Origin of the sequence: Streptomyces griseoluteus (genome assembly GCF_004784465.1) — a bacterium.
Classification (GTDB): Bacteria; Actinomycetota; Actinomycetes; order Streptomycetales; family Streptomycetaceae; genus Streptomyces; species Streptomyces griseoluteus.
Map to the genome: position 1 here is coordinate 365,162 of NZ_SRRU01000004.1, position 25,619 is coordinate 390,780.

Below are 25,619 nucleotides of genomic sequence, written 5' to 3' on the forward strand. Positions count from 1 at the left end.
GCAACATCTCTAGCCATCAGCTCGGACGTCTCTAGACATCCTTCTTGACATCTCTAGACAGGCTCTCCATTGTGGAGATGTCTAGAGAGGCTGCACCGGGTGGCCTCCTGAACGAGGGATGCGCTCATGCCGTCTTTCAAGATCGACCTTTCGACCGCTGTGGTGTTCGTGGCGACCGCGCCCGTGCCGAAGCTGGCCAACGCCAAGACCGGTGAACGTGCGATGGACCGGGAGACCGGGGCGCCGCTGTCGACGGTGGGCCTGCTGGTCTCGGACGAGGGGGAGGGCAACCTCTACCAGGTCACCATCCCGGAGACCGGCTACCCCGAGGGGTTGGCGCCGGGTCTGCCGGTTCGGGTGGTCGGGCTGAAGGCGCGGGACTGGGAGAACGAGTTCAACGGGCAGAAGCGGCACGGGATCTCGTTTCGCGCGGTCGCGATCACCTCGGCGGCCTGACATGACCGACCTGTCCGTGATGCTGGAGGCCACGGGCGCCCTCGCAGGTGTCGGCAGTCTCGGCTACGCGAAGGTCCGCGCTCCGCGCGTGTACTGGTCGCTGGTCGGGCTGCCGGTCACCTGGGCCCGGTTCACCCTCTCCTACCGCTCGACGATGGACGTGTGCGGGCTGACAGTGCAGCCTTCCCGGCTGCGGGCCTTCATCGCCCGGAACGTGGCCCGGCGTGAGGTGCTGCCGGTCCCGCCAAAGGTGCGCCGGGTCCGGGGCACGTCGACGGGGCTGCGAGTGACACTGCGGCTCCCCGCCGGCCTGGAACCCGCCGACCTGATGGCCGCCTCGGAGCGGCTGCGGCATGCCTGGGGCGTGCACTCGGTGACCGTCGCCGAGACCAAGCCCGGCTATGTCGAACTGCGCATGACCGGCTATGACGTGCTGCGTCAGGTCCGGATGCCGCGCGGGGCCCGCCCTGACGGACTGACGGTGCCGGTGGCGCTGCGCGAGGACGGAACGGCCTTCGTCCGTGACTACCGCGCCATGCCGATGGCACTGACGCTGGGCGCCAACAACTCCGGCAAGTCCGTGTATCAGCGGAACCTGATCAAAGGGCTGGCGCGACTGCCGGTGGCGCTGGTCGGCATCGACTGCAAGCGCGGTGTCGAACACTCCGCCTACGCACCCCGCCTGTCGGCCCTGGCCACCACCCCGGACGACTCCGCCTCCCTGCTGGATGTGCTGGTCGCGGAGATGGAATCCCGCTTCGACGTGCTGAGCCTCCACGGGGTGTCGGACATGTGGGAGCTGCCCGAGCGGTTACGGCCGGTGCCCGTCGTCGTCCTAATGGACGAGGTGGCGGAGCTGTTCCTGATCTCCTCGAAGAAGGATGAGGAGCGGCGGGAGCGGATCGTGACCGCGTTGATCCGGCTGGCGCAGATGGCCCGCGCGGTCGGTATCTACCTGGAGGTGTGCGGGCAGCGCTTCGGCTCCGAGCTGGGCAGGGGTGCGACCATGCTCCGCGCCCAGCTCACCGGCCGGGTCGTGCACCGGGTCAACGACAAACAGACCGCCGAGATGGGCCTCGCCGACGTCGCCCCGGACGCGGTGATGGCCGCCAGCCTCATCCCCGCCGAACGCCCCGGTACGGCGGTTGCCGCGGATTCCTCCGGTGGCTGGGCGAAGATCCGCACCCCGCACACCCCCCGTGATGAGGCGAAGGCGGTGTGCCGGGAGTTCGCCCACCTCGTCCCGGATCTGCCCGCCCTCGACCCGTACCGCCCACATGTGCCCGCCGACGCCCCGGCGTCCGGGCCGTCGCTGGTCAAGCCGCTCCCGGTCACGGACTAGGGGGAGCGATGGCCGTGAATCGCTCGATCCGCCCCGATGCGGTGCTGATCCAAGCCGTGATCGCCGGTGCTCTCTCCTTCGCGCACCTGCACGATTTGGCGGCTGCGGCCGGACAGTCCGGATGGAAGGCGTGGGCCTACCCGGTCTCGGTCGACCTGCTGTTGGTCGCCGCCTGGCGTCGGTTCCGCGCCGGCCGGGACCGCTCCTCCTGGACCTGGTTCGCCATCGCCCTGGCGGCCTCCCTCGGCGCCAACGTCGCCACGGCCGGCCTACTCGACCTGCACCAGGTGCCCGCCTGGCTGCGCATCCTCGTCGCTGGGTGGCCCGCCCTTGCCTTCCTCGGCGGCACCCTCCTCGTCCACGCCCCTACACCGGACACCCCGAACCTGGAGCAGGTCGAGGAACCGGCGGTGGAAGTCGAGACGCTCCGCACCGACACCGCCGACGAGTCGGCCCCGGCCCCGGTCCGGGCACCGGAGATCGCCCCGGCTCCGCCCAAGCCGCCCGCCTCTGGTGCGGCCGTTCCGCCGGCACTCCTCGACCACGCCCGCTCGATCGCGGACGCCCACCGCTCCAGCACGGGTGAGCCGATCACCGCCGAGGTGCTTACTGCCCGGCTCGGCCTGCCCGCCCCGACCTGCCAAGAGATCGCCGCGCAGCTCCAGCTCACCTGACACCGAGAGGAGATCAGCCCATGTCTTGGTCCTACGACCGCGCCACCGACTACCTGGACGCCGCTCGCGAGATGTCCGACTCCGGCCGTCACACCCTGGCCCGGCTCCTCGCCGAGGAAGCCGCCGACCGCACCCCGGACCCGAACGAGGCGGCCCGCATCCTCGCCGAGTTCCCCGGCCAGAGCCTGCGGCAGGAGAGCTGACGTGGCCGCCTACCGCCGCTTCCGCGACGTGTGCCGCTTCGGGCCGGTCACGGTCGGCACCTACCACAACGGCCGCGGCCAGCCCCGGCACACCGCTGCCTGTACCGCGCCCGGCTGCGGCTTCTCCACCGAACACCGCGACCGCTCGGCCGCCGAGCTGGCCGCCCGCACTCACCGCTGCAACGCCTGACAGGAGGAAGATCCCGTGTTCACACCGAAGTACCCGCCTCAGGACACCGCCCCCGCACCGAACGTCACCCCGCTGCAGACGACCGCCCCGGTCCCCACGGTTCAGGCCCCGGCCCCGGCTCAGGTCCTCCCGATGGCCCCGGCCTCGAACCGGCCGGCCGTCCAGCTCACTCCCGGTAGCGCGCTTGCCCTGGCGGCCGGTGGCGGGGCTGTGGTCCTGGTCGTCGGCGCGGTCCTGGTCTCCATGCTCCTCGCGGTCGCCATCACCGCTGTCTCCGTCGCCGTGACCGCCGTCGTGCTCCGCTTCCTCATCACCGACCTACGGAAGGGCCACTGAACGATGGACACCCACGTGATCACCGCCGCATTACCCACGCTGGGCTGGGCCGTTCACGGCGGCCTCCTCGTACGCCGCCTGGCCACCGCCCGCCGTGACCCGCTGACCGGCCTGCACACCCGCGCCGGATGGACCACCCGCGCCCAACACCTGCTGGCCAAGCACCCCGGCGCCCTGGTGCTCCTGGTCGACCTGGACGACTTCAAGGCCACGAACGACACCTACGGCCACGCCGCCGGAGACGCCGTTCTCACCGCCACTGCCCGCCGTCTGAACACCTGGATTGGCCGCTACGGCATCGCCGCCCGCCTCGGCGGAGACGAGTTCACCGCCATCGTCACCGACCCCGGACGCACCCCCGGCTTCGACGCCCTGCAGCTCGCCTTGAACCGGCCCCTCGAACACGACGGCCGCACCCTGCCGGTCTCGGCCTCGGTCGGCCGCTGCCCCTGCTCACACCTGCCGGTGCGAACCCTCACCAACGCCCTGTCCGCCGCCGACGCGGCGATGTACGCGGCCAAGGGTCACGGCAGGCGCAACACCCGCCCATGACGGCCCCCGGAGCGGCCTCTCTCGCCAAAGATCCGCCGCTCCGGGCGCCTGCACCACTTCCAGATCCAACGGACCCGAAAGGGAAACCTCATGATGCCCCAGCACACCCGCAGTACGCGTGTCTGCCGCGACTGCGACGGCCACGCCACCGCCCACATCACCACCGGCACCCTCAACCCGGACGGCACCCGCGTCACCCTCCGCGTGACCTGCCCGGCCTGCAAGGGCACCGGCCACACCGCCCCCGCCCGCACCCTCATCCGCGCTCGGGGGTGACCGCGTGACCGACACCGCCACGATGGCGGGCCTGGACCCGGCCACCCTCGCCGACGTGCTGAGGCTGGCCGGGTCCCAAGGCTTCGACCGCATCCAAGACCAGATCCGCCGCACCGGCGGCTGCACCGACCCCATCCGCCTTACTGGTACGACCATCACCCGCGACGCGGCTACTGGCCACGTCCTGCACTCCTACTCCACCGCCACCGAACCCGGCGGCGTCCTCCGCCTGGCTTGCGGCAACCGGCGTGCCTCACGCTGCCCGGCCTGCGCCTGGACCTACGCCGGGGACACCTACCACCTCATCCGCGCCGGCCTCGTCGGAGACCCCGCCAAGGGCACCCCTGAGACGATCCGGGATCACCCGCGCGTCTTCGCCACCCTCACCGCGCCCTCGTTCGGCCCGGTCCACAACCGGCCCGGCAACCGGCCCTGCCGCTGCGGCACCCACCACCAGGACGACGCGCCCGACCTCGGCACCCCGCTCGACCCCGAGTCGTACGACTACGCAGGCGCCGTGCTCTGGAACAACCACGCCTGCGACCTGTGGCGCTACTTCACGATCTACCTGCGGCGCGAGATCGCCAAGCTGGCTGGTCTCACGCAGAAGGCCGCCCGGGAACAGTCCCGCGTCTCCTTCGGCAAGGTCGCCGAGTACCAGAAGCGCGGGACCATCCACTTCCACGCAGTGATCCGCTTCGACGGACCTGAGGGACCCGACAGCCCGCCCCCGGCCTGGGCCACCCTCGATCTGCTCACCGACGCTATCCGTGCAGCCGCTGCCCGCGTCGCGGTCGATGTCCCTCCGGCCTGGTATCAGCCGGACCCCGAGCAGCCGGCACGTACCGAACCCGCGCGCACGTTGCGTTGGGGCGAGCAGATCGACGTGCGCCCGATCCGGGCCTTCGGGGACGGTGCCGAGATCACCGAACAGGCCGTGGCCTCCTACGTCGCCAAGTACGCCACCAAGGCCGCCGAAACGACCGGCACCGTGGATCGCCGGATCGGCAACAAGGAAGCCCTGGCCCTGCTCGACGTGCCCGACCACCCGGCGCGGCTCATCACCGCGTGCCTCGACCTCCACCCGCTCTACCCGGACCGGAAGTTACGGGACTGGGCCCACATGCTCGGCTTCCGAGGCCACTTCTCCACCAAGTCCCGCAGCTACTCGACCACTCTCGGCGCCCTGCGCCAGGTCCGCGCCGACTACCGCGCCGCCCAGCAGCGTGCCGCCCTCGGCCTGCCTGACCCCGACGACGAAGAGGCGACCACCCTCACGCTCGCTCACTGGGTCTACGCCGGTCACGGCCACACCCCCGGCGAATCCTGGCTCGCCGCCAACATCCGTCGCGACATCCAGCACAACCGCGAGATCGCCCGCGAAGAACTGCCTGCCTTGCTTGCCGACGAAAGGGACTGCTGACCATGGCCTCAGAGCTGCCGAACCGGTTCCTGACCCCTGAGGACCTGGTCGAGATGTTCGAGCTGCCCAGCGTGGAGACGGTCTACCAGTGGCGCCGGAAGCAAACCGGGCCCCGCGGCTTCCGGGTCGGCCGGCACCTGCGCTTCGACCCCAGTGACGTGCGGGCCTGGGTGGACTCTCGAATCGGGGAGGCTGCCTGATGGCCGGTCACATCCAAGACCGCTGGTACAGGTCCGAGACCGGCCCGAACGGCAAACCCGTCAAGGTGAAGACCGACCGTCATGGCACGGGCATGCGCTACCGGGCCCGGTACGTCGGCCCTGACGGGGCTGAGAAGTCCAAGAGCTTCCCCGACGGCAAGAAGCGTCTCGCCGAGAAGTGGCTCAGCGCCATCGAGACGGACATGACGCGCGGGCAGTACACCGATCCCAAGTCCATGCAGATCACGTTCCGTCAGTACGCGGAGAAGTGGTTGGACAGCAAGACGCCCAGTGCGACCGCCAGGAAGGAACTCGGCCGGCGCCTGCGGCTGCATGCCTACCCGGTGCTCGGCTCCCGACCGGTCGGGACCTTCCGGCCCGAGCACATCAGGGCATTCCTCGCCACCCTGGAGGCGAAGCCTGGGATCGGCCCTTCCTACGCCCGGAACATCTTCGCGGACGTGCAGTCGGTCATGTCTGCGGCTGTCGATGACTCGCTGTTGTCGCGTAACCCGTGCAGCGCACGGAGTATCCGGCGGCCCAGGCCCGAGGCGCATCCCGTGGTCCCGTGGGCGCCCGCTCAGGTGTTCGCTGTTCGAGCGGCCCTTCTGGAGCGGTACCGAGCAATGGTCGACGTTGGTGCCGGATGCGGCCTGCGTCAGGGTGAGGTGTTCGGACTGGCTGAAGACGCCATTGCCGCTGACGGTCGCACACTCCGTGTCGTGCGGCAGATCAAGCATGTGGAAGGGCGCCCGGTCTTCGCGCTCCCCAAGGGCGGCAAGAGGCGGGATGTGCCGTTGCCCGACTCCGTGGGGCAGGCCCTCCGAGCGCACATGGACGCCTGCAAGCCCGTAGAGATCACGTTGCCGTGGGACGTGCCGGAAGGGCCGGAGGTCTCCGCCCGGTTGATCTTCACGGCTGAGCAAGGGGGCATGGTGTGGCGGAGCAACTTCAACGGCAAGGAGTGGAAGCCCGCTCTCGCGGCCGCGGGCCTCATCCCGGAAGCGGACGGTGACGGCAAGTACGAGTCGGCGCGCGAGCACGGGATGCATGCCCTCCGGCACTTCTACGCCTCCGCACTGCTGGACGCCGGCGAGAACATCAAAGCCGTCAGCGAGTACATGGGGCATGCCGACCCGGCTCTGACGCTGCGGGTGTACGCCCACCTGATGCCCGACAGCCGCGAGCGTGCCCGGCGTGCCATCGACTCCGTGCTGTGGGGCGCCTCGCAAGAAGATCACGGCCCCTAGACGGCCCAGGAAGACAGCGACGGCCCCTGATCTGCCCTTTTCCGCAGGTCAGGGGCTGTTGGCGTGGGAGAACCCTCTGAAGTTCCTCAACTCGGCTTTGGGGTTCTTCGGGGGCGGGCATCTCCCGGTCACCGCGCGGTGCGCGGGGATGGACGGGGCGCCCACGGGGGGTCGCTTCGGGGGAACGGAAGGAGGGGGGACGCCATGGTCTTCGGCATCATCCTCATCGTGGTGATCCTGGCCGGCGTGGCCGCGGCGCGGTCGCGGCGCCGGCGTACGTGGGGGGTTTCCGCCGGGAAGGCGCGGCCGTCGCGGGGCGGCGGGTCGCGGTCGTCGGGGTCCTCGTCCTCGGGGTCGGGGGCGTACGACGGCGGGGCCAGCTGGTGGGTCTGGGGCGGGGACTCCGGGTCCTCCTCCGGCGGTGGGCACCACGGTGGGCATCACGGCGGCGACAGCGGCGGCCACTCCGGGCACTCCTCCTGCGGGGGCGGCCACTCGTCCTGCGGCGGCGGCTCCTCCTGTGGTGGCGGCGGGGGCTGCGGAGGCGGCAGCTGAGCCCTCGGGGCACGCACCCCAGGCACGCATACCGAGGCACGGACACCGAAGCGCTCGGGCGGCCGCAGCGGCGATATCCGGCCGCCCGCGACCGCCCCCGCGTGGCGGAAACGCCCAGGGGTCGGCGCCCAGGGCGCCCGAACCGGCGGAGCATCTCGCTCCGCGCTGGGCGTACGCCGTAGTTGAACAGTTGAGCTGTGGAGCCCTCTGAGGGATGGAAACCCTACGAACTTGGGTAAAAACCCTGTGGCAGGGCCAGTGTTCGTGATTCCCTCTAAAACACCACCTCAAGCCCTCGGACGTCCTAGGGACACCGCTTCTCCAGCCGGGCCGACCTGGCCGAATCGCCCGGTGTCACCGAGGTGTGCCGCCCTCTCCTTGTGTGTTAGCGGAGCCGATCCATGCTCACGACCCTGAACACGTCCTACACCGACACCCGAGCCGCAGACCTCGCCTGGGCCCTCGGCCGCGAACCGCTCCCGGCCCTGGCCACCCTCGACCTCGAACTGAGTGGCGCCAAAATGCAGTTGAGGCTGCTCGGCGCCTCGCACCAGGTCCTTCTGGAGACGGACCGGGGCAGTTGTTCGGAGACGGTCGCGTGCATGCCCGGCTCCTCCACCCCGCTGCCCCTCGGCGTCGCCAAGCGCGTCGGCGACTGGGAGTACGAGTTCGCGGCGCGCGTGGAGGTGCTCACGCCGGGCTCCTTCGCGGGCCGCGCCCAGGAGTTGCTGGCGCTGGTCTCCGACCATCCGCACGGACTCGCCGGGGTCTTCCCCGGCAGCCCGCACGCCTTCACCGCGATGCTCGCCCAGCGGCACGAGGGCCAGGTGCGGTGGCGTACCTGGCACGCGTACCCGCAGGACGGGCAGTTGGTGGTGACCCGTACCCGCGTCGGGGTGAGAGTCCCGGCCGGGCGGGGTGCCTGGTAAACCAACAGGGCCAGGTTGACGGGGAGTTTCCACACGTGTGGGTGACGAAGCGTCCCACTGCGGTGACGTAACGTCGCAGCGTGATCGATCCGCACGCCCCCGTGTCCCGGGCTGCCCCGCCGTCCTCGGGTGCCCCGCCCTGGACCGAGCCCGCGTGGCTCCCCGTCCAGCCCGGTACCGGGCGGTTCCTGGTGCTCGCGTGCGTCTTCGTCTGCGCGGCCTGCGGGCTGGTGTACGAACTCGAACTCGTCGCCTTCGCCTCCTACTTGATCGGTGACTCGGTCACCCAGGCGTCCGTGGTGCTGTCGGTGATGGTGTTCGCCATGGGCATCGGCTCGCTCGGCGCGAAACGGCTGCGCTGGCACGCGGCGGTGGGGTTCGGCGCGATCGAGACCGCGCTCGCGCTGGTGGGCGGGTGCAGTGCGATGGCGGTGTACGCGGTGTTCGCCTGGACCGGCGGGTGGGGCGGGATCTGGGCGGACGGGCCGTGCTGTCTGCTGGTCGGGTTCTCGCTGGCCATCGGGTTGTTGGTGGGGGCCGAGGTGCCCTTGCTGATGGAGCTGATCCAGCGCATCCGGCGGCAGGACGCGGGCGGGGCGGTGGCCGATCTCTTCGCTGCCGACTATGTGGGCGCGCTGGTCGGCGGGTTGGCGTTCCCCTTTCTGCTCCTGCCGTTCCTGGGGCAGTTGACCGGCGCGCTGCTCACCGGGTCGGTGAACGTGGTCGCGGGAAGCGCCCTGGTGCTCGGGCTGTTCCGCCGCGACCTCACCCGGCGCGCCCGCTGGACGCTGCTCGTGGCCGGGCTCGCGGTGCTCGGCGTGCTCGCCTCCGCCGCCGTACTCGCCGGTGACTTCGAGGCGGCCGCCCGGCGCGCGGTGTACGGGCCGGACGTGCGGGTGGCCGCGCGGACGGACGTACAGGAGGTCGTGCTCGCCGGGGGTACGGACGGCAAGCCGCTCGACCTCTACCTCGACGGGCGGCTGCGGGTCGGCGGGCGGGACGAGCGGCGGTACCACGAGGCGCTGGTCCATCCCGCGCTGTCGGGGCCGCACCGGCGGGTGCTGATCATGGGCGGCGGGGACGGGCTGGCCGCGCGGGAGGTGCTGCGGCACAAGGGGGTCTCGCGGGTGGACGTGGTCGAACGGGACGCGGGTCTGGTGCGGTTGGCGCGCCACGACCCCGGCCTGTCGTCTCTCAACGCGCACGCGTACGACAACCCGCGGATGCACGTCACCACGGCGGACGCGCTGAGCTGGCTGCGGCGGGCGCCGGCCGGGCGGTACGACGTGGTCCTCGCGGACCTCCCCGATCCCGGCATCACCGCGAGCACCAAGCTGTACTCCCAGGAGTTCTACGGGCTCACCCGCCGCGTCCTCACCCCGCACGGCCGCCTCGCGGTGCACGCGGGTCCAGTGTCGGCGCGGCCCCGCGTCTTCTGGACGGTCGAGGCGACCCTGCGCGCGGCGGGCTTCTCCACCACCCCTTACCGGGTCCTGCGTCACGACACCGGCTTCGCCACCGGCCCCGACCGCTCGGCAGGCACCTCCCGCACCCTCCACGACTGGGGCTTCCTCCTCTCCGCGCCCGGCCCGAGGTCCCCCCGCCCCCACCTCGGCCTCCACCCCTCCACCCTGACGGACTCGGGCCTGACAGCGGACATCGCGGCCGCCCGCCTCACCCACGTACCGGGCCTGCGGCCGTCGACGCTGGCGCATCCGCAGTACTGAGGGGCCCTGAGCCGGAGTCTCGGGGCGCGGGTCCAGGGGCCGGGTCTCCCGTTCGCCGCCAGGGCAGGTGCATTCCGGGGACTACTGGGTAGGCTCGGCCAACATGGAGCTCCAGGTCTTCGTTCCGGTTCCGGCCGACCGGCTCAGGGAGGCCCTCGCGGACGCCGTGAGGGTGGCCCGCGCGGTGCCGGGACTCCAGCAGGACGCCGGTGCGGCTCCCGTCGCCGGCCGCCTGAAGCTACGGGTCGCCGGGCACTCGGTCACGTACCGGGGCACGCTTGCGGTGAGCCCGCGGGCGGACGGCACCTACGCGGTACGCGCGGACGGCTCGGAGTCCCGCGGCGCGGGCACGGTCACCCTGTCCCTGACTCTGGCCCTGGCGCCCACGCAGGGCGGCACGACGGTCACCGTGGGCGGCACCGCCAAGGCGGACGGCCGTCTCGCGGAACTCCCCGCGGACGCGGTGACGACAGCGGCGAACCGGCTGCTGACGCGGACGCTGGAGACTCTGGCGGCGGGCGCGACCGAGGGCACCGGGCCGGTGCGGGCGGAAGACGCGTCCGAGCCGGGGCAGCAGGGTCAGGGCGAGGCGACCGAGCCGGCCCCGCAGGCAGCGGACAAGGCAGCCGGGCCGGAGCAGGTGGAGGGCGATTCGGCCACGCCGGGCCGACAGGCAGAAGGCAAGCCGGCCGCCCCCGAGCAGGCAGAGGCCGCGTCCGGGCCGGGGCCGCACGCCGACGGCGAGTCGGCCGCCCCGGGGGAGCGAGCAGAAGACGAGGACGGCGAGCCCGCCCCGGGCCGGCAGGCCGAAGCCGAGCCCACGGACGAGAAGCCCGGTACCCCGCCCCCCTCCGGCTTCGACACCGAAGTCCCCCCGCCCTCCCTCGACCCCGAGACGGACGCCGCGATCCCCGACACCGTCCCGGACGATCTGGAGGTCCGCGCCGAACCTCCCGCCGAGGCCGCCCACGCCCGCCGGACGATGATCGGCCGCAGCGCGGAGGAGGTCGACCACGCCCCGCCCCGAGGCCGCTACGCGCCCGTACCCGCCCCCCAGACGGTCACCGCGAACCCGGCCCTCCGCTGGGCCGCCCCGGCGGCAGCGGTGGCGGTCGCCGGGGCGATCGTGGTCGCGAGAGCCCTCCGCAAGCGCCACTGAGCACCACCCCGCCCCACCCCCGGAGGGACCAGTAGGGTCGGCAGCGTGAGTAACGGAGAGATCACGTTGACCGCGGGTGACGCGGAGGTACGGGTGCTGCCCGGTAACGGCGGGCGGATCGGCGGGCTGCTCGTCGGCGGGACGGAGCTGCTGCGGCAGGGGGAGCGGTTCGGGTGTTTCCCGATGGTGCCCTGGTGCGGGCGGATCAGGGACGGGCAGTTCCTGGACGGCGGGGTCGTACGGCAGATGCCGCTCAACTCCCCGCCGCACGCCATCCACGGCACCGCCCGCGACGGCGCCTGGCGCGTCGCGCGCAAGTCGGCCGACGAGGCGGTACTGACGTACGAACTGACCGACCCCTGGCCGCACTCCGGCAGGATCACGCAGATCGTGAGCCTCGCTGAGGACAGCCTGACGTTGAGCATGTCCGTGGAGACGTACGAGGATTCGTTCCCGGCGCAGATCGGCTGGCACCCCTGGTTCAACCGGAACCTCGGCGGCGAGGACGTGACGATCGACTTCCACCCGGCGTGGCAGGAGGAGCGCGGCGAGGACCACCTGCCCACCGGCAACCGTATCGAGCCGAGGCCCGGCCCCTGGGACGACTGCTTCGGCATGCCCGACGGAGTCGACGTGCGGCTGACCTGGCCCGGCCAGCTCGAACTCAGGGTGGCCAGCCGTGAACAGTGGGCGGTCGTCTACGACGAGCAGGACGCCGCCGTGTGCGTGGAGCCCCAGACCGGCCCGCCCAACGGCCTGAACACCGCCCAGCGCCTGGTCACCCCCCTGGAACCGCTGGAGGCGTCCACGACCTGGACCTGGCGTCGCCTCTAAGCTGGGCGGTATGACGACGGACGTGCGTGGCGAACTGCTCCAGCAGATCAAGGACAAGGCCGTGGTGCACGGCAAGGTGACCCTCTCCTCGGGTCTGGAGGCCGACTACTACGTCGACCTGCGCCGCATCACCCTGGACGGTGAGGCCGCCCCCCTGGTCGGCCAGGTGCTGCTGGACCTCACCGCCGACCTGGACTTCGACGCGGTCGGCGGTCTCACCATGGGCGCCGACCCGGTGGCCGCCGCCATGCTGCACGCGGCCGCCGCGCGCGGGCAGAAGCTCGACGCGTTCGTGGTCCGCAAGGCCGCGAAGGCGCACGGCCTCCAGCGCCGGGTCGAGGGTCCGGACATCGCGGGCCGCCGGGTGCTGGTCGTCGAGGACACCTCCACCACCGGCGGTTCGCCGCTGACGGCGGTGGAGGCGGTACGGGAGGCCGGCGCGGAGGTCGTCGGCGTCGCCACGATCGTGGACCGGGCGACCGGCGCCGCGGAGAAGATCGAGGCCGGGGCGGGCGTTCCGTACCGGTTCGCCTTCTCGAAGGATGAACTGGGGCTGGACTGACGGTCCGCTTGGGGCTGGACTTCTCCCCGGCCGCCAGACCGTCCGGCAGGGCAGGTCTGGAAAGATGGGGCCGACGCCGATGTCGCCCCCAGGGTCCAGGTCAGGGCCGCATATCGCAGAACGCCAACCCGCAACACGAGGAGCGGACAGATGCCCATCGCAACTCCCGAGGTCTACAACGAGATGCTCGACCGGGCGAAGGCAGGCAAGTTCGCCTACCCGGCCATCAACGTCACCTCCAGCCAGACCCTGAACGCGGCCCTGCGCGGCTTCGCGGAGGCGGAGAGCGACGGCATCGTCCAGATCTCGACCGGCGGCGCGGAGTTCCTCGGCGGCCAGTACAAGAAGGACATGGTGACCGGCGCGGTCGCGCTCGCGGAGTTCGCGCACGTCGTCGCCGAGAAGTACCCGGTCAACATCGCGCTGCACACCGACCACTGCCCCAAGGACAAGCTGGACGGTTACGTGCGTCCGCTGCTCGCGCTGTCCGAGGAGCGCGTGAAGGCCGGGGGCAACCCGCTGTTCCAGTCGCACATGTGGGACGGCTCCGCCGAGACCCTCTCGGAGAACCTGGCGATCGCCCAGGAGCTGCTGGAGCAGGCCCGCCGCGCGAAGATCATCCTCGAGGTCGAGATCACCCCGACCGGCGGTGAGGAGGACGGCGTCTCGCACGAGATCAACGACTCCCTCTACACCACGGTCGAGGACGCGATCCGTACCGCCGAGGCGCTGGGCCTGGGCGAGAAGGGCCGCTACCTGCTGGCCGCGTCCTTCGGCAACGTGCACGGCGTGTACAAGCCGGGCAACGTGGTGCTCCGCCCGGAGCTGCTGAAGGAGCTGAACGACGGGGTCGCCGCGAAGTTCGGCAAGCCGTCGCCGTTCGACTTCGTCTTCCACGGTGGTTCCGGTTCCTCCGAGGAGGAGATCCGTATCGCGCTGGAGAACGGCGTCGTGAAGATGAACATCGACACGGACACCCAGTACGCCTTCACCCGTCCGGTCGCCGACCACATGTTCCGTCAGTACGACGGTGTGCTGAAGATCGACGGCGAGGTCGGTGACAAGAAGCAGTACGACCCGCGCACCTGGGGCAAGCTGGCCGAGGCGGGCATGGCGGCGCGTGTCGTGACCGCCGCGAACAACCTGCGGTCGGCGGGCAACAAGATGAAGTGACCCTCCCTGGTCTCCCTCAGGGGGCCCGGCACCCTGTCTCGCGCAGGGGCCGGGCCCCCTACGGGTATCCGGGGTATACCTGGGGGCATGCCCGATGTCCGGCTGGCGTCCCCCAAGGGCCGGTGGATTCTGCTGACCACCGTGCTCGGTTCCAGCATGGCCCTGCTGGACTCGACCGTCGTCAACGTCGCGCTGCCCCGCATCGGCCGCGATCTCGACGCGAGCCTCGCGGCGCTCCAGTGGACGGTCAACGCGTACATGGTGACGCTGGCGGGCCTGATCCTGCTGGGCGGTTCGCTGGGGGACCGGTACGGGCGGCGCAAGGTCTTCGTCATCGGGGTGATCTGGTTCGCGGCGGCCTCGCTGATGTGCGGGCTGGCCCCCGACGCGAACGTGCTGATCATCGCCCGTGCGCTCCAGGGCGTGGGCGGGGCGCTGCTCACGCCGGGGTCGCTCGCGCTGATCCAGGCGTCCTTCCACCCCGACGACCGCAGCCGCGCGGTGGGGCTGTGGTCCGGGTTCGGCGGGGTCGGGGCGGCGATCGGGCCGTTCCTGGGCGGCTGGCTGGTGGAGGGTCCCGGCTGGCGCTGGGTCTTCCTGCTGAACGTGCCGCTCGCCCTGATCTGCGTACCGGTGGCGCTGCGGCACGTACCCGAGTCGGACGCGGGGCCCGCGCGCGGGCGGTTCGACGTGCTCGGGGCGGTGCTGGGCGCGGTGGCGCTGGCGCTGCTGACGTACGCGCTGATCGAGGCCCGCTCCGCGTCCGTCGCGGTCTGGGTGACGGCGGTGGCGGGCGTCGTCGCGGCGGTGGCCTTCGTGTACGTCGAGCACCACCGGCCGGACCCGATGCTGCCGCCGGACATCTTCGCCTCGCGGCAGTTCACCGCGGTCAACCTGGTCACGCTGTGCGTGTACGCGGCCTTCGGCGGCTTCTTCTTCCTGACGGCGCTGCAGCTCCAGGTGGTGGCGGGCTACTCCCCGCTGGCGGCGGGTACGGCCCTGCTCCCGCCGACGATCCTGATGCTGTTGTTCTCCTCCCGCTCGGGCGCCCTGGCGGACCGCACGGGCCCCCGCCTCCCCCTGACCGTCGGCCCCCTCCTCTGCGCGGCAGCGATGCTCCTGATGCTCCGGGTAGGCACCGACGCGAACTACCTGACGGACGTCCTCCCCGCGCTGCTCGTCATGGGCACGGGGATGGTCACCCTGGTGGCCCCCCTGACGGCGACGGTCCTCGCCTCGGTCGACACCGCCCGGGCAGGCCTGGCGAGCGGCGTTAACAACGCGGCGGCGCGGGTGGCGGGCCTGGTGGCGGTGGCGGCCCTGCCCCTCCTGACGGGCATGGGCCCGGAGGCGTACCGACTCCCGGCGGCCTTCAACACGTCCTTCGACAAGGCGATGCCGATCTGCGCGGGAGTCCTGGTCCTGGCCTCACTCCTCTCCGCCACCCTGATCCGCCGCCGCCCCACCCCGGACTGCCCCCACCCGGAATGCAGAACCCACGGCAGCATCACGACCCCACCCCTGGAAACGGGAGAGACGGAGCCGACTGCGAGGGGGTGAGCGGACTCGGCCCCCCGGCCGGCCCCGCAGAACTCAGCGCCGCAGCTCCGCGTAAGCCTCCTCGCTGCTGTCCTGGAGGAACTGCCAGCAGCGGTCCGCCTCCTCCTTCTCGTCGATCGCGTCGGCCGCGCGGGCGAGGGCGGCGAGGCAGCGGAGGAAGCCCCGGTTGGGGCGGTGGGACCAGGGGATGGGGCCGTGGCCCTTCCAGCCGGCGCGGCGCAGCGCGTCCAGGCCGCGGTGGTAGCCGGTGCGGGCGTAGGCGTACGACTCGACCACGCGGCCGGCCTCGAAGGCCTCGTCCGCGAGCATCGCCCAGGCCAGGGAGAACGTGGGGTACTTCGCCACGACCTCGGCCGGGGCCAGGGCGTCGTCGTCCAGCAGGCGGTACGCCTCTTCGTTCTCGGGCAGGTGCGTCGGGTCCGGGCCGCCGAGCAGGTTCTTGTGCGTAGTCATGGTTGAAGTCTGCCACTAGGGGTTACCGTCCCCGCCTTGCCGTATCCCATGGGATTGCGGAGGATTCGGTCTGGGGACCGGGGCCCCCGTGCCGGCTTCGGCAGGGGCGGACCGCTACCCGGAGTTCAACAGGAGACAGCGATGTCCCATCAGGCTCACCCCCCTTCCCAGGCCGCCGAAGAGGCCGCTGAGCCCGAGACCCCGCATCTCGACTTCGCCGGTACGACGCCGTACGAGGACTACGTCCGGGCCGACGTGCTCACGCACCTCCAGCACACCCTCTCCGACGACCCCGGAGAGATGGTCTTCCTGGTCACGACCCAGGTCATGGAGCTGTGGTTCACGGTGATCACGCACGAGTGGGAGACCGCCGCGAAGGCGCTCCGCTCGGACGACGTGCCCACCGCGATCGCCGCGCTGAAGCGTTCCGTGCGCGAGCTGGACGCGCTGAACGCCTCCTGGCGCCCGCTGGCCCAGCTCACCCCGGCCCAGTTCAACTCGTACCGGTCCGCCCTGGGGGAGGGCTCGGGGTTCCAGTCGGCGATGTACCGCCGCATGGAGTTCCTGCTCGGCGACAAGTCCGCGTCGATGCTCGTCCCGCACCGCGGCACCCCCCGCACGTACGCCGAGCTGGAGAAGGCGCTGTGCGAGCCGAGCCTGTACGACGAGGCGGTACGCCTGCTCGCCCGCCGCGGCCACGCGATCCCCGCCGAGGTGCTGAACCGGGATGTGTCCCGGCGGTACGAGCCCGTCGACGCGGTCGAGGCCGCGTGGACGGCGGTGTACTCCGGTGACCCCGACACCGACCTGGCCCGCCTCGGGGAAGCGCTGACGAACGTCGCCGAACTGGTGTGGCGATGGCGCAACGACCACCTCGTGGCCACCCGCCGCGCCATGGGCTCGAAGGCCGGCACCGGCGGCTCCGCCGGGGTGGCCTGGCTGGAGAAGCGGGCCCGCAAGAACGTGTTCCCCGAGCTGTGGACGGCGAGGTCCCATGTCTGACCGTACGGAACCGGCGCTGCGCGCCAAGGAGCTGGACGCGGCCGACGCGCTCGCCGGACTGCGTGACCGGTTCGTCCTCGACGAGGGCGTGTACCTGGACGGCAACTCGCTCGGCGCGCTCCCCGCGCACGTACCCGACCGGATGCGGGACGTACTGGCCCGTCAGTGGGGCGAGTTGCGCATCCGCTCCTGGGACGAGTCGGGCTGGTGGACGGCGCCGGAGCGGATCGGGGACCGCATCGCCCCGCTGATCGGCGCTGGTCCGGGCCATGTCGTGGTGGGCGACTCGACAAGCGTCAACGTGTACAAGGCACTTGTGGCGGCCGTACGGATGGCGGGGGAGGGCCGCGACGAGATCCTGGTCGACGCGACGACCTTCCCCACGGACGGCTACATCGCCAACTCGGCCGCAAGGATGACGGGTTGTGAGCTGCGCGCCCTGGCCCCCGCCGAGATCCCCGCTGCCCTGGGCCCGCGCACGGCCGCGGTCCTGCTGAACCACGTCGACTACCGCACCGGCCGCCTGCACGACCTGCCCGCGCTGACGGCGGCCGTCCACGACGCCGGCGCGCTGGTCGTCTGGGACCTCTGTCACAGCGCCGGCGCACTGCCGGTCGGGCTGGACGCGCACGGGGTGGACCTGGCGGTCGGCTGCACCTACAAGTACCTGAACGGCGGCCCCGGTTCACCGGCTTACCTGTACGTCCGCGGCGATCTCCAGGACCGTTTCGACTCGCCCCTGCCGGGCTGGAACTCGCACGCCGAACCCTTCGGGATGAACCCCGAGTACACCCCGGTGCCGGGCGCGCGGCGCGGGCGGGTCGGCACGCCGGACATCCTCTCCATGCTGGCGCTCGAAGCGGCACTGGAGGTGTGGGACGGGGTCTCGGTGGACGCCGTACGGGCGAAGTCGCTGGCCCTGACCGACTTCTTCCTGGACTGCGTGACCGCGTACACCGAGCCCGGCCGAGTGGAGTGCGTGACCCCGCTGCGGCACGAGGAGCGGGGCAGCCAGGTCGCGCTGCGCTGCGCGGACGCCGGTGACGTGATGAAACGGCTGATCGACCGGGGCGTGGTGGGCGACTTCCGCCACCCGGACGTGCTGCGCTTCGGCTTCACCCCGCTGTACGTCGGTTTCGCGGACGCGGAGCGGGCGGCGCGGGTGCTCGGAGAGGTGCTGGCGTAGGCGCTGGAACGGGGCGCCGGGGGGCTGTGCGGAGGGACGAACTCCGCGCAGCCCCCTTTTGCCTCACCCTGGGTGACATCCCCGTGTCCGCGCACGTCACGGGCCTGGTACCGTCCCGGCCAACGGCCGAATCCCACCGTGGCCCTGGCCCGCCAAATCCCGTACACAGCTGGAAGGTTGGAGCATGCCGGAGGACGCAAGCGCAGCCCGTGCCGCCGCCGAGGAGGAGTCGGCGTTCTCCCATCCGCCCGTCGACCCCGACGCGAGCGCCCCCTACGGGGACCACCCCGACCAGGTGATCGACTTCTACGCCCCGCGCACCGGCACGGCGTCCGCGCCGCTGGTCGTGGTCCTGCACGGCGGGGCGTGGCGGGCGCGGTACGACCGGCGGCACATCACGCCGTTCGCGGACTTCCTGGCGCGGCGGGGATTCGCCGTGGCGAACGTGGAGTACCGGCGCGGCGGGCCGGACATCCCGGCCCAGAACACGGGCGGCGAACCGGCTTCCGCGCCTGTGGCGGGCCGGTGGCCGGAGACCTTCGACGACGTCGCCGCCGCGCTGGACGCGCTGCCGGAGCTGGCCCGCGAGGCGCTGCCGAGCGCGGACGCCCGGCGCATGGTCCTCACCGGGCACTCTGCGGGCGGGCACCTCGCGCTGTGGGCGGCCGCCCGGCACGTCCTCCCGGCGGACTCGCCCTGGCGTACGGACCGGCCGGCGCCCCTGCGGGGGGTCGTCGCGCTGGCCCCGATCGCGGATCTGGGACTGGCGGAGAGGCTGGAGGTCTGCGAGGGGGCGGTAGGCCAGCTCCTCGGTGGGCCGCACTTGTCCGTGGAGCGGGCCCCGCACGCGGACCCCGCGCTGCTCCTCCCGACCGGTATCGCCACGACCCTGGTGCAGGGCCGTACCGACCGGGACGTCCCCTACGAGGTGGCGGAGTCCTTCGCGGACGCGGCGGCCAGGGCCGGGGAGATCGTGGGGGTGACGCTGCTGGAGGACGTCGGCCACTTCCCGCTGATCGATCCGGCGGCGGACGCGGCCGCGGTGGTGGCGGAGGAGATCGCCCAACTGGCCTTCTAGCCCTACGCCTTGACCGGGTCCTCGCCGGGTCGCTTGACAAGGCGGTCGCCGACGGCCAGGGACTTCCAGAGCTGTCGGCCGATCCGTACCTTCGTGGACGCGCCGTCGTCCAGGCGGAGTTCGGCGAAGTGGTACATGTTCGCGCCGTCGAGCATGCCGCGCGACTTGTCGGTGACGACGCCTTCCCAGGCGTCGTCCTGTCCGGGTTTGCGGGATTTGAACATGGGGCGAGTCTAGGAAGGCGGGGTCCCCGGGGGCAGTGCCGAGGGGCATGTCCTGGGAATGACACATGTCATCTACCCCGGTGGGGTTCGTACGCACTAGCGTCCCCCCATGGGCACCACCTTCGACCCCTGGTCACCGGAGTTCCTCACCGACCCCTACCCGGCCTACGCCGAGCTGCGGGGGCGCGGGCGGGTGATCCGGTACGAGCCGACGGACCAGTGGCTGGTGCCGCACCACGCCGACGTGTCGGCGCTGCTGCGGGACCGGCGGCTGGGGCGGACGTACCAGCACCGTTTCACGCACGAGGAGTTCGGCCGTACCGCGCCGCCTCCCGAGCACGAGCCGTTCCACACGCTCAACGATCACGGCATGCTCGACCTGGAGCCGCCGGACCACACCCGCATCCGGCGCCTGGTCTCCAAGGCGTTCACCCCGCGCACGGTGGAGCGGCTGCGGGGGTACGTGCACGGGCTGGCGGACTCCCTGGTGGCCGGCCTGGTCGCGGCGGGCGGGGGTGATCTCCTGGCGGACGTGGCGGAGCCCCTCCCGGTCGCGGTGATCGCGGAACTCCTGGGCATCCCGGAGGGGGACCGGGGACCGCTGCGGCCCTGGTCGGCGGACATCTGCGGAATGTACGAGCTGAATCCGTCGCCGGAGGCGGCGGCGCGGGCGGTACGGGCGTCGGTGGAGTTCTCGGAGTACCTGCGGGGCCTCATCGCGGCGCGCCGCGCGGCCCCCGGGGAGGACCTGATCTCGGCCCTGATCGCGGCCCACGACGAGGGCGACCGGCTCACCGAGCAGGAGATGATCTCCACGGCGGTGCTGCTGCTGAACGCGGGCCACGAGGCGACGGTGAACGCCACGACGAACGGCTGGCTGGCGCTGTTCGAGCACCCGGATCAACTGGCGGCTCTCCGCGCCGACTCGACTCTGATCCCCACGGCGGTGGAGGAGTTGCTCCGCTACGACACCCCGCTCCAGCTCTTCGAACGCTGGGTCCTGGACGACATCGAACTCGGCGGCACGACCATCCCGCGGGGCGCCGAACTCGCCCTCCTCTTCGGCTCGGCCAACCACGACGAGGCTGTCTTCGACGCCCCGACGACCCTGGACCTGACCCGTAGGGACAACCCCCACATCTCCTTCAGCGCGGGCACCCACTACTGCATCGGCGCCCCCCTGGCCCGCCTGGAGCTGGGGGCGTCCATGAGGGCTCTGCTGACCCTGGCCCCCACCCTGACCCTGGCCTCCGAGCCTGCCCGCAAGCCGGGCTTCGTGATGCGGGGGCTGGAGGAACTGAGGGTGACCGTCGTCTGAGGCGTTCCGGGGCGTCAGAGGTCGTTGAACGGGTCGGGGTAGGCGAAGGCGCCCCGTAGCGCCGGGGCGTAAGCGCTCAGGGTGCGGACCTGGAAGTAGTCGCCCCAGCCGGGATCGGGAGGGGTGATGCCGTACCGCGTGCTCGCCCGGAAGCCGAAGCGGTTGTAGTACGCGGGGTTGCCGAGCAGCGCGACGAGGGGTTCGCCGGTCGCGTCCGCCGCGCCCAGTACGGAATGGACGAGCGCCAGGCCGACGCCACGGCGTTGGTGCGCCGGGTGCACGCTGAGCGGGCCGAGCCCGAGGACCGGGTGGGTTCCGACGTGCCCGCGGGTGCAGACGACGTGCCCGATGATCTCCCCCTGCTCACCGGTCGCCACCATCGACAGCTCCGGAAGCCACGCCTCACAGGTCCGCAACCGGTCCAGGAGGCCGGCCTCCACGGGGTCCGGCGTTTCCGGCTTGGCGAACGCGGCGGTGGTGACCGCGCGTACGGCGGGTTCGTCGGCGGGCGCTTCTCGTCGGATCAGCATCCGCCCAGTCTCGGTGGCTGAACAGCGGGACGGCAAAGGCTTTTGCCCGGCCGGGCGGCCGCCGAAGGTTCACCCTCAGGTGGAAGGTGCCAGGTTGACGTTGATGTTTCCGCCGCCGGTTCGGATGGTCACGTGGTGCGGGGAGGACGGGTCGGTCGGGACCGAGACCGTGTTGCGGCCGCCGCTCGTGGTGGCGTCGACGGCGTAGGGGGTGCGGGGGAGGGTGACCGTGACATTGCCGCCGCCCGTTTCCGCGGTCAGGGCGGACGGGGGCTTCTTCAGTGACGCCTCGATGTTTCCGCCGTCCGTCCGGGCGGAGAGGGTCTTGGGGGCGGTGTCGGTCACGCGTACGTTTCCGCCGCCCGTGCGGGCCGTCATCGCGCCGTCGACCTCGCGGACGGTGATGTTGCCGCCCTCCGTGTCCAGGGTCAGGGTCGTGCCGGGGGGCACGGAGACGGTGTAGTTCACGCCGCAGTCGTCGCAGCGGGGGGCGGTGAGGGTGAGGCGGCCGTTGCGCACGGAGTGCTCGGTACGGGGCTTGTCACCGGCGTACCGGATCTTCTCCGTGACCTGCGCGCCGGTGCCCTCACCGGGTACGACGTCGATGTTCCCGCCCTTCGTCGTCACGCTCAGCGCGGTCACCTTCGCGTCGATCCCGTACTGGGCCGTCGCCGACTTGTCCTGCACGGCACACCCACCGAGCGCGACCCCCGCCAGAACCGTCCCGGCCACCAACAGCTTCTTCTTCATACGTCCCCCTGAATTCCGCCGCCCCCCACAGGTAGCAGCCCCCACCCGCCACCGAGGCGAAACGGCTTGATCCAGCCACCCGAAATGACGGAAACCGGGTCAGTGGAGCCAGTCCTCGGTGGCCCGGTGCCGCCCCAGCCCCACGGCCGTGAACTCGTCCTCACCGGCCCCCGCGACCACCCCCAGCCGCCGCAGCGCCCGGGAGATCGGCGAGCCCTCGGCAGGAAAGGGCTCGCCCTCCGGCAGGTGAAGGGGACCCAGCACGGCAACCCCGCCCTTCCAGACGGTGGCCCACTGCTCCCCGAGCCCCCCGAAGTACTCCGCACCCACGCGAGCGACCGGCCCCGCCGCCGACCAGACGACAAGCTCCCCCTCAGACACCGCTCGCCCCGGATCGGGCAGCAGCCCCATCCCCTGCCCGAGCGGTACGACCCGCGCCCCCGACGTCCGCCTCAACACCGAGGCTTCGCCCACGATCCCGAGCAACACGTACGCCACCCCATCACCCCCGCCCCGAAGTTACCCCCCCACGAGTGAACCCCCGTCCCCTCCGCGCCCCACCCCCACATGGACTCAGCTCCCCAGGTCCCGGCGACGCAGGCCCACGAGCCCCGCGCTCGTCAGCAGCATCGCCAGCCCGATCAGCACTCCCACCGGCCCCCAAGTCATTCCCGCCCCAGGCAGCTTCGGGAGGTGGTCGTACGGGGAGACCGCCAGCAGCCACCTCGGGGCGTCCAGGGCTGATCCGACCCAGCCGATGAGCAGCACGGCCCCCGCGACCGCCCACCCCGCCACCGCCACCCTCGGGGCGAACCCGTAGAGGAGTACCGTCACGGCCCCCAGGGCCCACGCGGCCGGTACCTGGACCAGGCAGGCGCCCATCACCGCGTCCGGCCGCTCCCCGTACCCCGCCCAGAAGCCGAGCCCGGCGAGCAGCATCAGCAGTGCCACACCGCCGAACGCGGTCACCAGGTGGCCCCCCGCCCAGCGGAGGCGGCTCACCGCGCAGGCCAGCAAGGGTTCGGCCCGGCCCGAGGACTCCTCCGAGGAGAGGCGGAGGACCGCCGAGACCACGTACAGCGCGGAGACCAGGCCCAGCATGCTGATCATCGCGGAGAGGAACGTGTCCGTGACACCCGCACGGCCCCCCATCCGTTCCAGGACCGCCCTCGCGCCCGCGTTCCCCGACATCATGTCCGCCGCTCCCTCGGTCAGGCTGCCGTAGATCACGCCGGCCAGGAAGAAGCCGGTGCTCCAGCCCAGCAGCGCGCCGCGCTGGAGGCGCCAGGCGAGGGCGCCCGCGCTGCCCAGACGGCCCACGGCGGGGCCCGGCCGGGTGGGGAGGAAGCTCATGCCGAGGTCGCGGCGACCGGCCAGGGCGTAGGCCAGCAGAGCTTGGGACAAACAGGCAAGGGCTGACAGGCCGAGCACCCACCACCGTTCCCCCGCGTACGCCCGCACCTTCTCCAGCCACCCCAGCGGCGAAGCCCAGGTCAGCCACGCAGGGCCCGCGTCCCCCGCCGCCCGCAGCACGAAGGCCGCCCCCAGCAACCCTGCCGTCAGCCCCCGCGCCAGCCGCGCACTCTGGGTGAGCTGAGCCGCCACCGCGGCCGCCGACGCGAAGACCAGCCCGGTCAAGCCCACAGCGAGCCCGAGAGCCAGAGCGCCCGACAGGCCCAGCGACGCCAACCCCGCGATCAGGACGACCGCCAGCACCCCGTTCGCCGCCGCTGACGTCAGCAGCGCGGAACTCAGCGGCGCGCGCCGGCCCACCGCGCCGGAGGCGATCACCTCCAGCCTCCCGCTCTCCTCCTCGTCACGGGTGTGCCGGATGACGATCAGGAGGCTCATCACGGCGGCCAGGAGCCCGGCGTACACGCCGACGCGCCAGGCGGTCAGGCCACCCAGGGAATCGTCCAGCGCGGGCCCTGTCAGGGCCCGCAGGGAGGCGTTGCCGGCCATCTGCGAACGCAGGGCGGCACGCTCCGCCTCCGTGGCGTACAGCCCCCGGAGGGTCCCCGGCATCGACAGCACCATCAGGGCGTTCACACCGATCCACACCGGGAGCAGCACCCGGTCCCGCCGCAGCGCGAAGCGGAACAGCACCCCCGTCCCCACCAGCGCACTCATCAGGCGGTCACCCCTACGGCGTCCGCACCCTCGTAGTGCCGCAGGAACAACTCCTCCAGCGTCGGCGGAGTACACGTCAGCGACCGCACCCCCGCCGCGCTCAACACCCGTAGCACCGCGTCAAGTTCGGCGGTGTCCACCTGAAGCCGCACCCGAGGCCCCCGCACCTCCAGGTCGTGCACCCCGGCCAGCCCCTCCACGTCCACCGCCGAGGAAACCTCCGCCCGCACACTCGTCCGCGTCAGATGCCGCAGCTCCGTGAGCGACCCGCTCTCCACCGTGCGCCCCTTCCGCACGATGCTGACCCGGTCGCACAGGGACTCCACCTCGCTGAGGATGTGCGAGGAGAGCAGGACGGTACGGCCCCGCTCCCGCTCCTCGCGGACGCAGCTCTGGAAGACCTCCTCCATCAACGGGTCCAGCCCGGACGTCGGTTCGTCCAGGATCAGCAGGTCCACCTCGGAGGCGAAGGCGGCGACCAGGGCGACCTTCTGCCGGTTGCCCTTGGAGTAGGTGTGGCCCTTCTTCGTGGGGTCCAGCTCGAAGCGGGCGACGAGTTCGGCACGGCGGCGCGTGTCCAGCCCGCCGCGCAGCCGGCCGTAGAGGTCGATGACCTCGCCGCCAGACAGGCCCCGCCACAGCGTCACGTCCCCGGGGACGTACGCGATGCGCCGGTGGATCTCGACCGCGTCGGCCCACGGGTCGCGGCCGAGGATCTGCGCGGCGCCGGAGTCGGCGCGGAGGAGGCCGAGGAGGACGCGGATGGTGGTGGACTTGCCGGCGCCGTTGGGGCCGAGGAGGCCGTGCACCTCGCCGGCCTCGACCTCCAGGTCGAGGCCGGTCAGGGCGGGGGTACGGCCGAAGGACTTGTGCAGCCCCGAGACCGTGAGTGCCTTGGTCATGGTTCAGAAAGTACGCTTCCTTCAGAAGTTTGTGAAGTTAAGGAAGCGTATGAATCAGAGTTAGGGTGAGGGCATGACGGGGCCGAGCGTGGAGAGTGGGGGCGGGCGCGATCCGGAGTCGGTGTCGCGGTTCGTGGAGCGGTTCGCGGCGCAGTTGGTGGAGGCGGGGGTGCCCCGCATGCCCGCGCGGGTGTTCGCGGCGCTGCTGTCCTCCGACACGGGGACGCTCACCTCGGCGGAGCTGGGTGAGCTGCTGCGGATCAGCCCGGCTGCCGTCTCCGGCGCGGTGCGGTACCTGTCCCAGGTTCACCTGGTCTCCCGTGAGCGTGAACCCGGTTCCCGGCGCGAGCGCTACCGCGTGCACAGCGACCAGTGGTACGAGGCCCTCACCAGCCGCGAAGCCATCATCAAGCGATGGGAGGACGCCCTCCGCGAGGGCATCGCCAGCCTCGGCCCCGACACCCCCGCCGGCCGCCGCCTGACCGACACCCTCGAGTTCTTCGAGTTCATCGAGGAGGACGTGGCGGGGATCATGGAACGCTGGCGGCGGCACCGCGCGCAGGCGCTCGACCGCGACTGACCCGGTTTTCCCGACTGGATCACCTGACCGTGCGCGACTGGCTACGCTGAGTCGTGGCTGGTCTG

The 25,619-nt window shown here is 71.9% G+C and carries 30 protein-coding genes; 23 read left to right on the forward strand and 7 right to left on the reverse strand.

Going from position 1 to position 25,619, the window contains the following annotated elements:
- Positions 1 to 126 precede the first annotated feature (126 nt).
- The 18 genes from E5082_RS13555 to E5082_RS13645 all read left to right on the forward strand — a co-directional run bounded on the left by E5082_RS13555 (position 127) and on the right by E5082_RS13645 (position 15,401).
- Complete coding sequence (locus E5082_RS13555) at positions 127 to 456, forward strand: SCO3933 family regulatory protein (protein ID WP_135791487.1); 330 nt, start codon at positions 127 to 129, stop codon at positions 454 to 456.
- A gap of 1 nt (position 457) precedes the next feature.
- Positions 458 to 1,798 (forward strand): FtsK/SpoIIIE domain-containing protein, encoded by a 1,341-nt coding sequence (locus tag E5082_RS13560; protein ID WP_135791488.1) that lies wholly within the window; start codon positions 458 to 460, stop codon positions 1,796 to 1,798.
- 14 nt (positions 1,799 to 1,812) lie between these two features.
- Positions 1,813 to 2,472, forward strand: a complete 660-nt coding sequence (locus E5082_RS13565; RefSeq protein WP_135791684.1) for a DUF2637 domain-containing protein — start codon at positions 1,813 to 1,815, stop codon at positions 2,470 to 2,472.
- A 20-nt stretch (positions 2,473 to 2,492) separates the two neighbouring features.
- Entirely contained in the window at positions 2,493 to 2,675 is a 183-nt protein-coding gene (locus tag E5082_RS13570; RefSeq protein WP_135791489.1) for a hypothetical protein, read from the forward strand.
- 1 nt (position 2,676) lies between these two features.
- Positions 2,677 to 2,865 carry a mobile element transfer protein gene (locus tag E5082_RS13575; protein WP_135791490.1) on the forward strand — a complete coding sequence of 63 codons (189 nt, stop codon included), beginning with the start codon at positions 2,677 to 2,679 and terminating at the stop codon, positions 2,863 to 2,865.
- 15 nt (positions 2,866 to 2,880) lie between these two features.
- Complete coding sequence (locus E5082_RS13580) at positions 2,881 to 3,201, forward strand: SpdD protein (protein ID WP_135791491.1); 321 nt, start codon at positions 2,881 to 2,883, stop codon at positions 3,199 to 3,201.
- A gap of 3 nt (positions 3,202 to 3,204) precedes the next feature.
- A complete protein-coding gene (locus E5082_RS13585; protein WP_135791492.1) occupies positions 3,205 to 3,753 on the forward strand; it encodes a GGDEF domain-containing protein in 549 nt (182 codons plus the stop codon).
- A 93-nt stretch (positions 3,754 to 3,846) separates the two neighbouring features.
- Positions 3,847 to 4,029, forward strand: coding sequence for a hypothetical protein (locus E5082_RS13590; protein WP_135791685.1), 183 nt, complete (start codon positions 3,847 to 3,849; stop codon positions 4,027 to 4,029).
- A 4-nt stretch (positions 4,030 to 4,033) separates the two neighbouring features.
- Entirely contained in the window at positions 4,034 to 5,452 is a 1,419-nt protein-coding gene (repSA, locus tag E5082_RS13595; RefSeq protein WP_135791493.1) for a replication initiator protein RepSA, read from the forward strand.
- A 2-nt stretch (positions 5,453 to 5,454) separates the two neighbouring features.
- Positions 5,455 to 5,652 (forward strand): helix-turn-helix transcriptional regulator, encoded by a 198-nt coding sequence (locus E5082_RS13600; RefSeq protein ID WP_135791494.1) that lies wholly within the window; start codon positions 5,455 to 5,457, stop codon positions 5,650 to 5,652.
- On the forward strand, positions 5,652 to 6,902 hold the full coding sequence (locus tag E5082_RS13605; RefSeq protein ID WP_135791495.1) for a tyrosine-type recombinase/integrase: 1,251 nt from the start codon (positions 5,652 to 5,654) through the stop codon (positions 6,900 to 6,902). The genes E5082_RS13600 and E5082_RS13605 overlap by 1 nt, the downstream gene beginning before the upstream one ends.
- Positions 6,903 to 7,858: 956 nt before the next feature.
- Positions 7,859 to 8,386 (forward strand): DUF2617 family protein, encoded by a 528-nt coding sequence (locus E5082_RS13615; RefSeq protein WP_135791496.1) that lies wholly within the window; start codon positions 7,859 to 7,861, stop codon positions 8,384 to 8,386.
- A gap of 80 nt (positions 8,387 to 8,466) precedes the next feature.
- Complete coding sequence (locus E5082_RS13620; protein WP_135791497.1) at positions 8,467 to 10,113, forward strand: polyamine aminopropyltransferase; 1,647 nt, start codon at positions 8,467 to 8,469, stop codon at positions 10,111 to 10,113.
- A gap of 103 nt (positions 10,114 to 10,216) precedes the next feature.
- The gene (locus E5082_RS13625; protein WP_135791498.1) at positions 10,217 to 11,272 is read left to right on the forward strand and encodes an SRPBCC family protein; all 1,056 of its coding nucleotides are present in this window, start codon (positions 10,217 to 10,219) and stop codon (positions 11,270 to 11,272) included.
- Between the two features lie 45 nt (positions 11,273 to 11,317).
- Positions 11,318 to 12,106, forward strand: coding sequence for an aldose epimerase family protein (locus E5082_RS13630; protein WP_135791499.1), 789 nt, complete (start codon positions 11,318 to 11,320; stop codon positions 12,104 to 12,106).
- A 10-nt stretch (positions 12,107 to 12,116) separates the two neighbouring features.
- Positions 12,117 to 12,668, forward strand: coding sequence for an orotate phosphoribosyltransferase (gene pyrE / locus E5082_RS13635; protein WP_135791500.1), 552 nt, complete (start codon positions 12,117 to 12,119; stop codon positions 12,666 to 12,668).
- A gap of 150 nt (positions 12,669 to 12,818) precedes the next feature.
- Positions 12,819 to 13,841 carry a class II fructose-bisphosphate aldolase gene (gene fbaA, locus E5082_RS13640; RefSeq protein WP_135791501.1) on the forward strand — a complete coding sequence of 341 codons (1,023 nt, stop codon included), beginning with the start codon at positions 12,819 to 12,821 and terminating at the stop codon, positions 13,839 to 13,841.
- Between the two features lie 87 nt (positions 13,842 to 13,928).
- Positions 13,929 to 15,401: an MFS transporter gene (locus E5082_RS13645; protein WP_135791502.1), complete on the forward strand. Its 1,473-nt coding sequence runs from the start codon at positions 13,929 to 13,931 to the stop codon at positions 15,399 to 15,401.
- Between the two features lie 33 nt (positions 15,402 to 15,434).
- Here E5082_RS13645 and E5082_RS13650 read toward each other — a convergent pair whose 3' ends face one another.
- A complete protein-coding gene (locus E5082_RS13650) occupies positions 15,435 to 15,854 on the reverse strand; it encodes a DUF3151 domain-containing protein (RefSeq protein WP_135791503.1) in 420 nt (139 codons plus the stop codon).
- A gap of 141 nt (positions 15,855 to 15,995) precedes the next feature.
- Here E5082_RS13650 and E5082_RS13655 point away from each other — a divergent pair, with 141 nt between their 5' ends.
- The 3 genes from E5082_RS13655 to E5082_RS13665 all read left to right on the forward strand — a co-directional run bounded on the left by E5082_RS13655 (position 15,996) and on the right by E5082_RS13665 (position 19,120).
- Positions 15,996 to 16,856, forward strand: coding sequence for a tryptophan 2,3-dioxygenase family protein (locus E5082_RS13655; RefSeq protein ID WP_135791504.1), 861 nt, complete (start codon positions 15,996 to 15,998; stop codon positions 16,854 to 16,856).
- Positions 16,849 to 18,042, forward strand: coding sequence for a kynureninase (gene kynU, locus E5082_RS13660; protein WP_135791505.1), 1,194 nt, complete (start codon positions 16,849 to 16,851; stop codon positions 18,040 to 18,042). The genes E5082_RS13655 and kynU overlap by 8 nt, the downstream gene beginning before the upstream one ends.
- 184 nt (positions 18,043 to 18,226) lie before the next feature.
- A complete protein-coding gene (locus E5082_RS13665) occupies positions 18,227 to 19,120 on the forward strand; it encodes an alpha/beta hydrolase (RefSeq protein WP_135791506.1) in 894 nt (297 codons plus the stop codon).
- 2 nt (positions 19,121 to 19,122) lie between these two features.
- Here E5082_RS13665 and E5082_RS13670 read toward each other — a convergent pair whose 3' ends face one another.
- Complete coding sequence (locus E5082_RS13670) at positions 19,123 to 19,344, reverse strand: DUF7489 domain-containing protein (RefSeq protein ID WP_135791507.1); 222 nt, start codon at positions 19,342 to 19,344, stop codon at positions 19,123 to 19,125.
- A 109-nt stretch (positions 19,345 to 19,453) separates the two neighbouring features.
- Here E5082_RS13670 and E5082_RS13675 point away from each other — a divergent pair, with 109 nt between their 5' ends.
- Entirely contained in the window at positions 19,454 to 20,662 is a 1,209-nt protein-coding gene (locus E5082_RS13675) for a cytochrome P450 (RefSeq protein WP_135791508.1), read from the forward strand.
- Positions 20,663 to 20,676: 14 nt separating this feature from the next.
- Here E5082_RS13675 and E5082_RS13680 read toward each other — a convergent pair whose 3' ends face one another.
- The 5 genes from E5082_RS13680 to E5082_RS13700 all read right to left on the reverse strand — a co-directional run bounded on the left by E5082_RS13680 (position 20,677) and on the right by E5082_RS13700 (position 24,974).
- Entirely contained in the window at positions 20,677 to 21,192 is a 516-nt protein-coding gene (locus tag E5082_RS13680) for a GNAT family N-acetyltransferase (RefSeq protein WP_135791509.1), read from the reverse strand.
- A 75-nt stretch (positions 21,193 to 21,267) separates the two neighbouring features.
- Positions 21,268 to 21,942: a DUF4097 family beta strand repeat-containing protein gene (locus E5082_RS13685; RefSeq protein WP_135791510.1), complete on the reverse strand. Its 675-nt coding sequence runs from the start codon at positions 21,940 to 21,942 to the stop codon at positions 21,268 to 21,270.
- A gap of 99 nt (positions 21,943 to 22,041) precedes the next feature.
- Positions 22,042 to 22,440 carry a hypothetical protein gene (locus E5082_RS13690; protein ID WP_135791511.1) on the reverse strand — a complete coding sequence of 133 codons (399 nt, stop codon included), beginning with the start codon at positions 22,438 to 22,440 and terminating at the stop codon, positions 22,042 to 22,044.
- 75 nt (positions 22,441 to 22,515) lie between these two features.
- Entirely contained in the window at positions 22,516 to 24,072 is a 1,557-nt protein-coding gene (locus E5082_RS13695) for an ABC transporter permease (protein ID WP_135791512.1), read from the reverse strand.
- Positions 24,072 to 24,974, reverse strand: a complete 903-nt coding sequence (locus tag E5082_RS13700) for an ABC transporter ATP-binding protein (protein WP_135791513.1) — start codon at positions 24,972 to 24,974, stop codon at positions 24,072 to 24,074. The genes E5082_RS13695 and E5082_RS13700 overlap by 1 nt, the downstream gene beginning before the upstream one ends.
- A 73-nt stretch (positions 24,975 to 25,047) precedes the next feature.
- Here E5082_RS13700 and E5082_RS13705 point away from each other — a divergent pair, with 73 nt between their 5' ends.
- Positions 25,048 to 25,554: a GbsR/MarR family transcriptional regulator gene (locus E5082_RS13705; protein WP_135791514.1), complete on the forward strand. Its 507-nt coding sequence runs from the start codon at positions 25,048 to 25,050 to the stop codon at positions 25,552 to 25,554.
- The last annotated feature ends 65 nt before the right edge of the window (positions 25,555 to 25,619 follow it).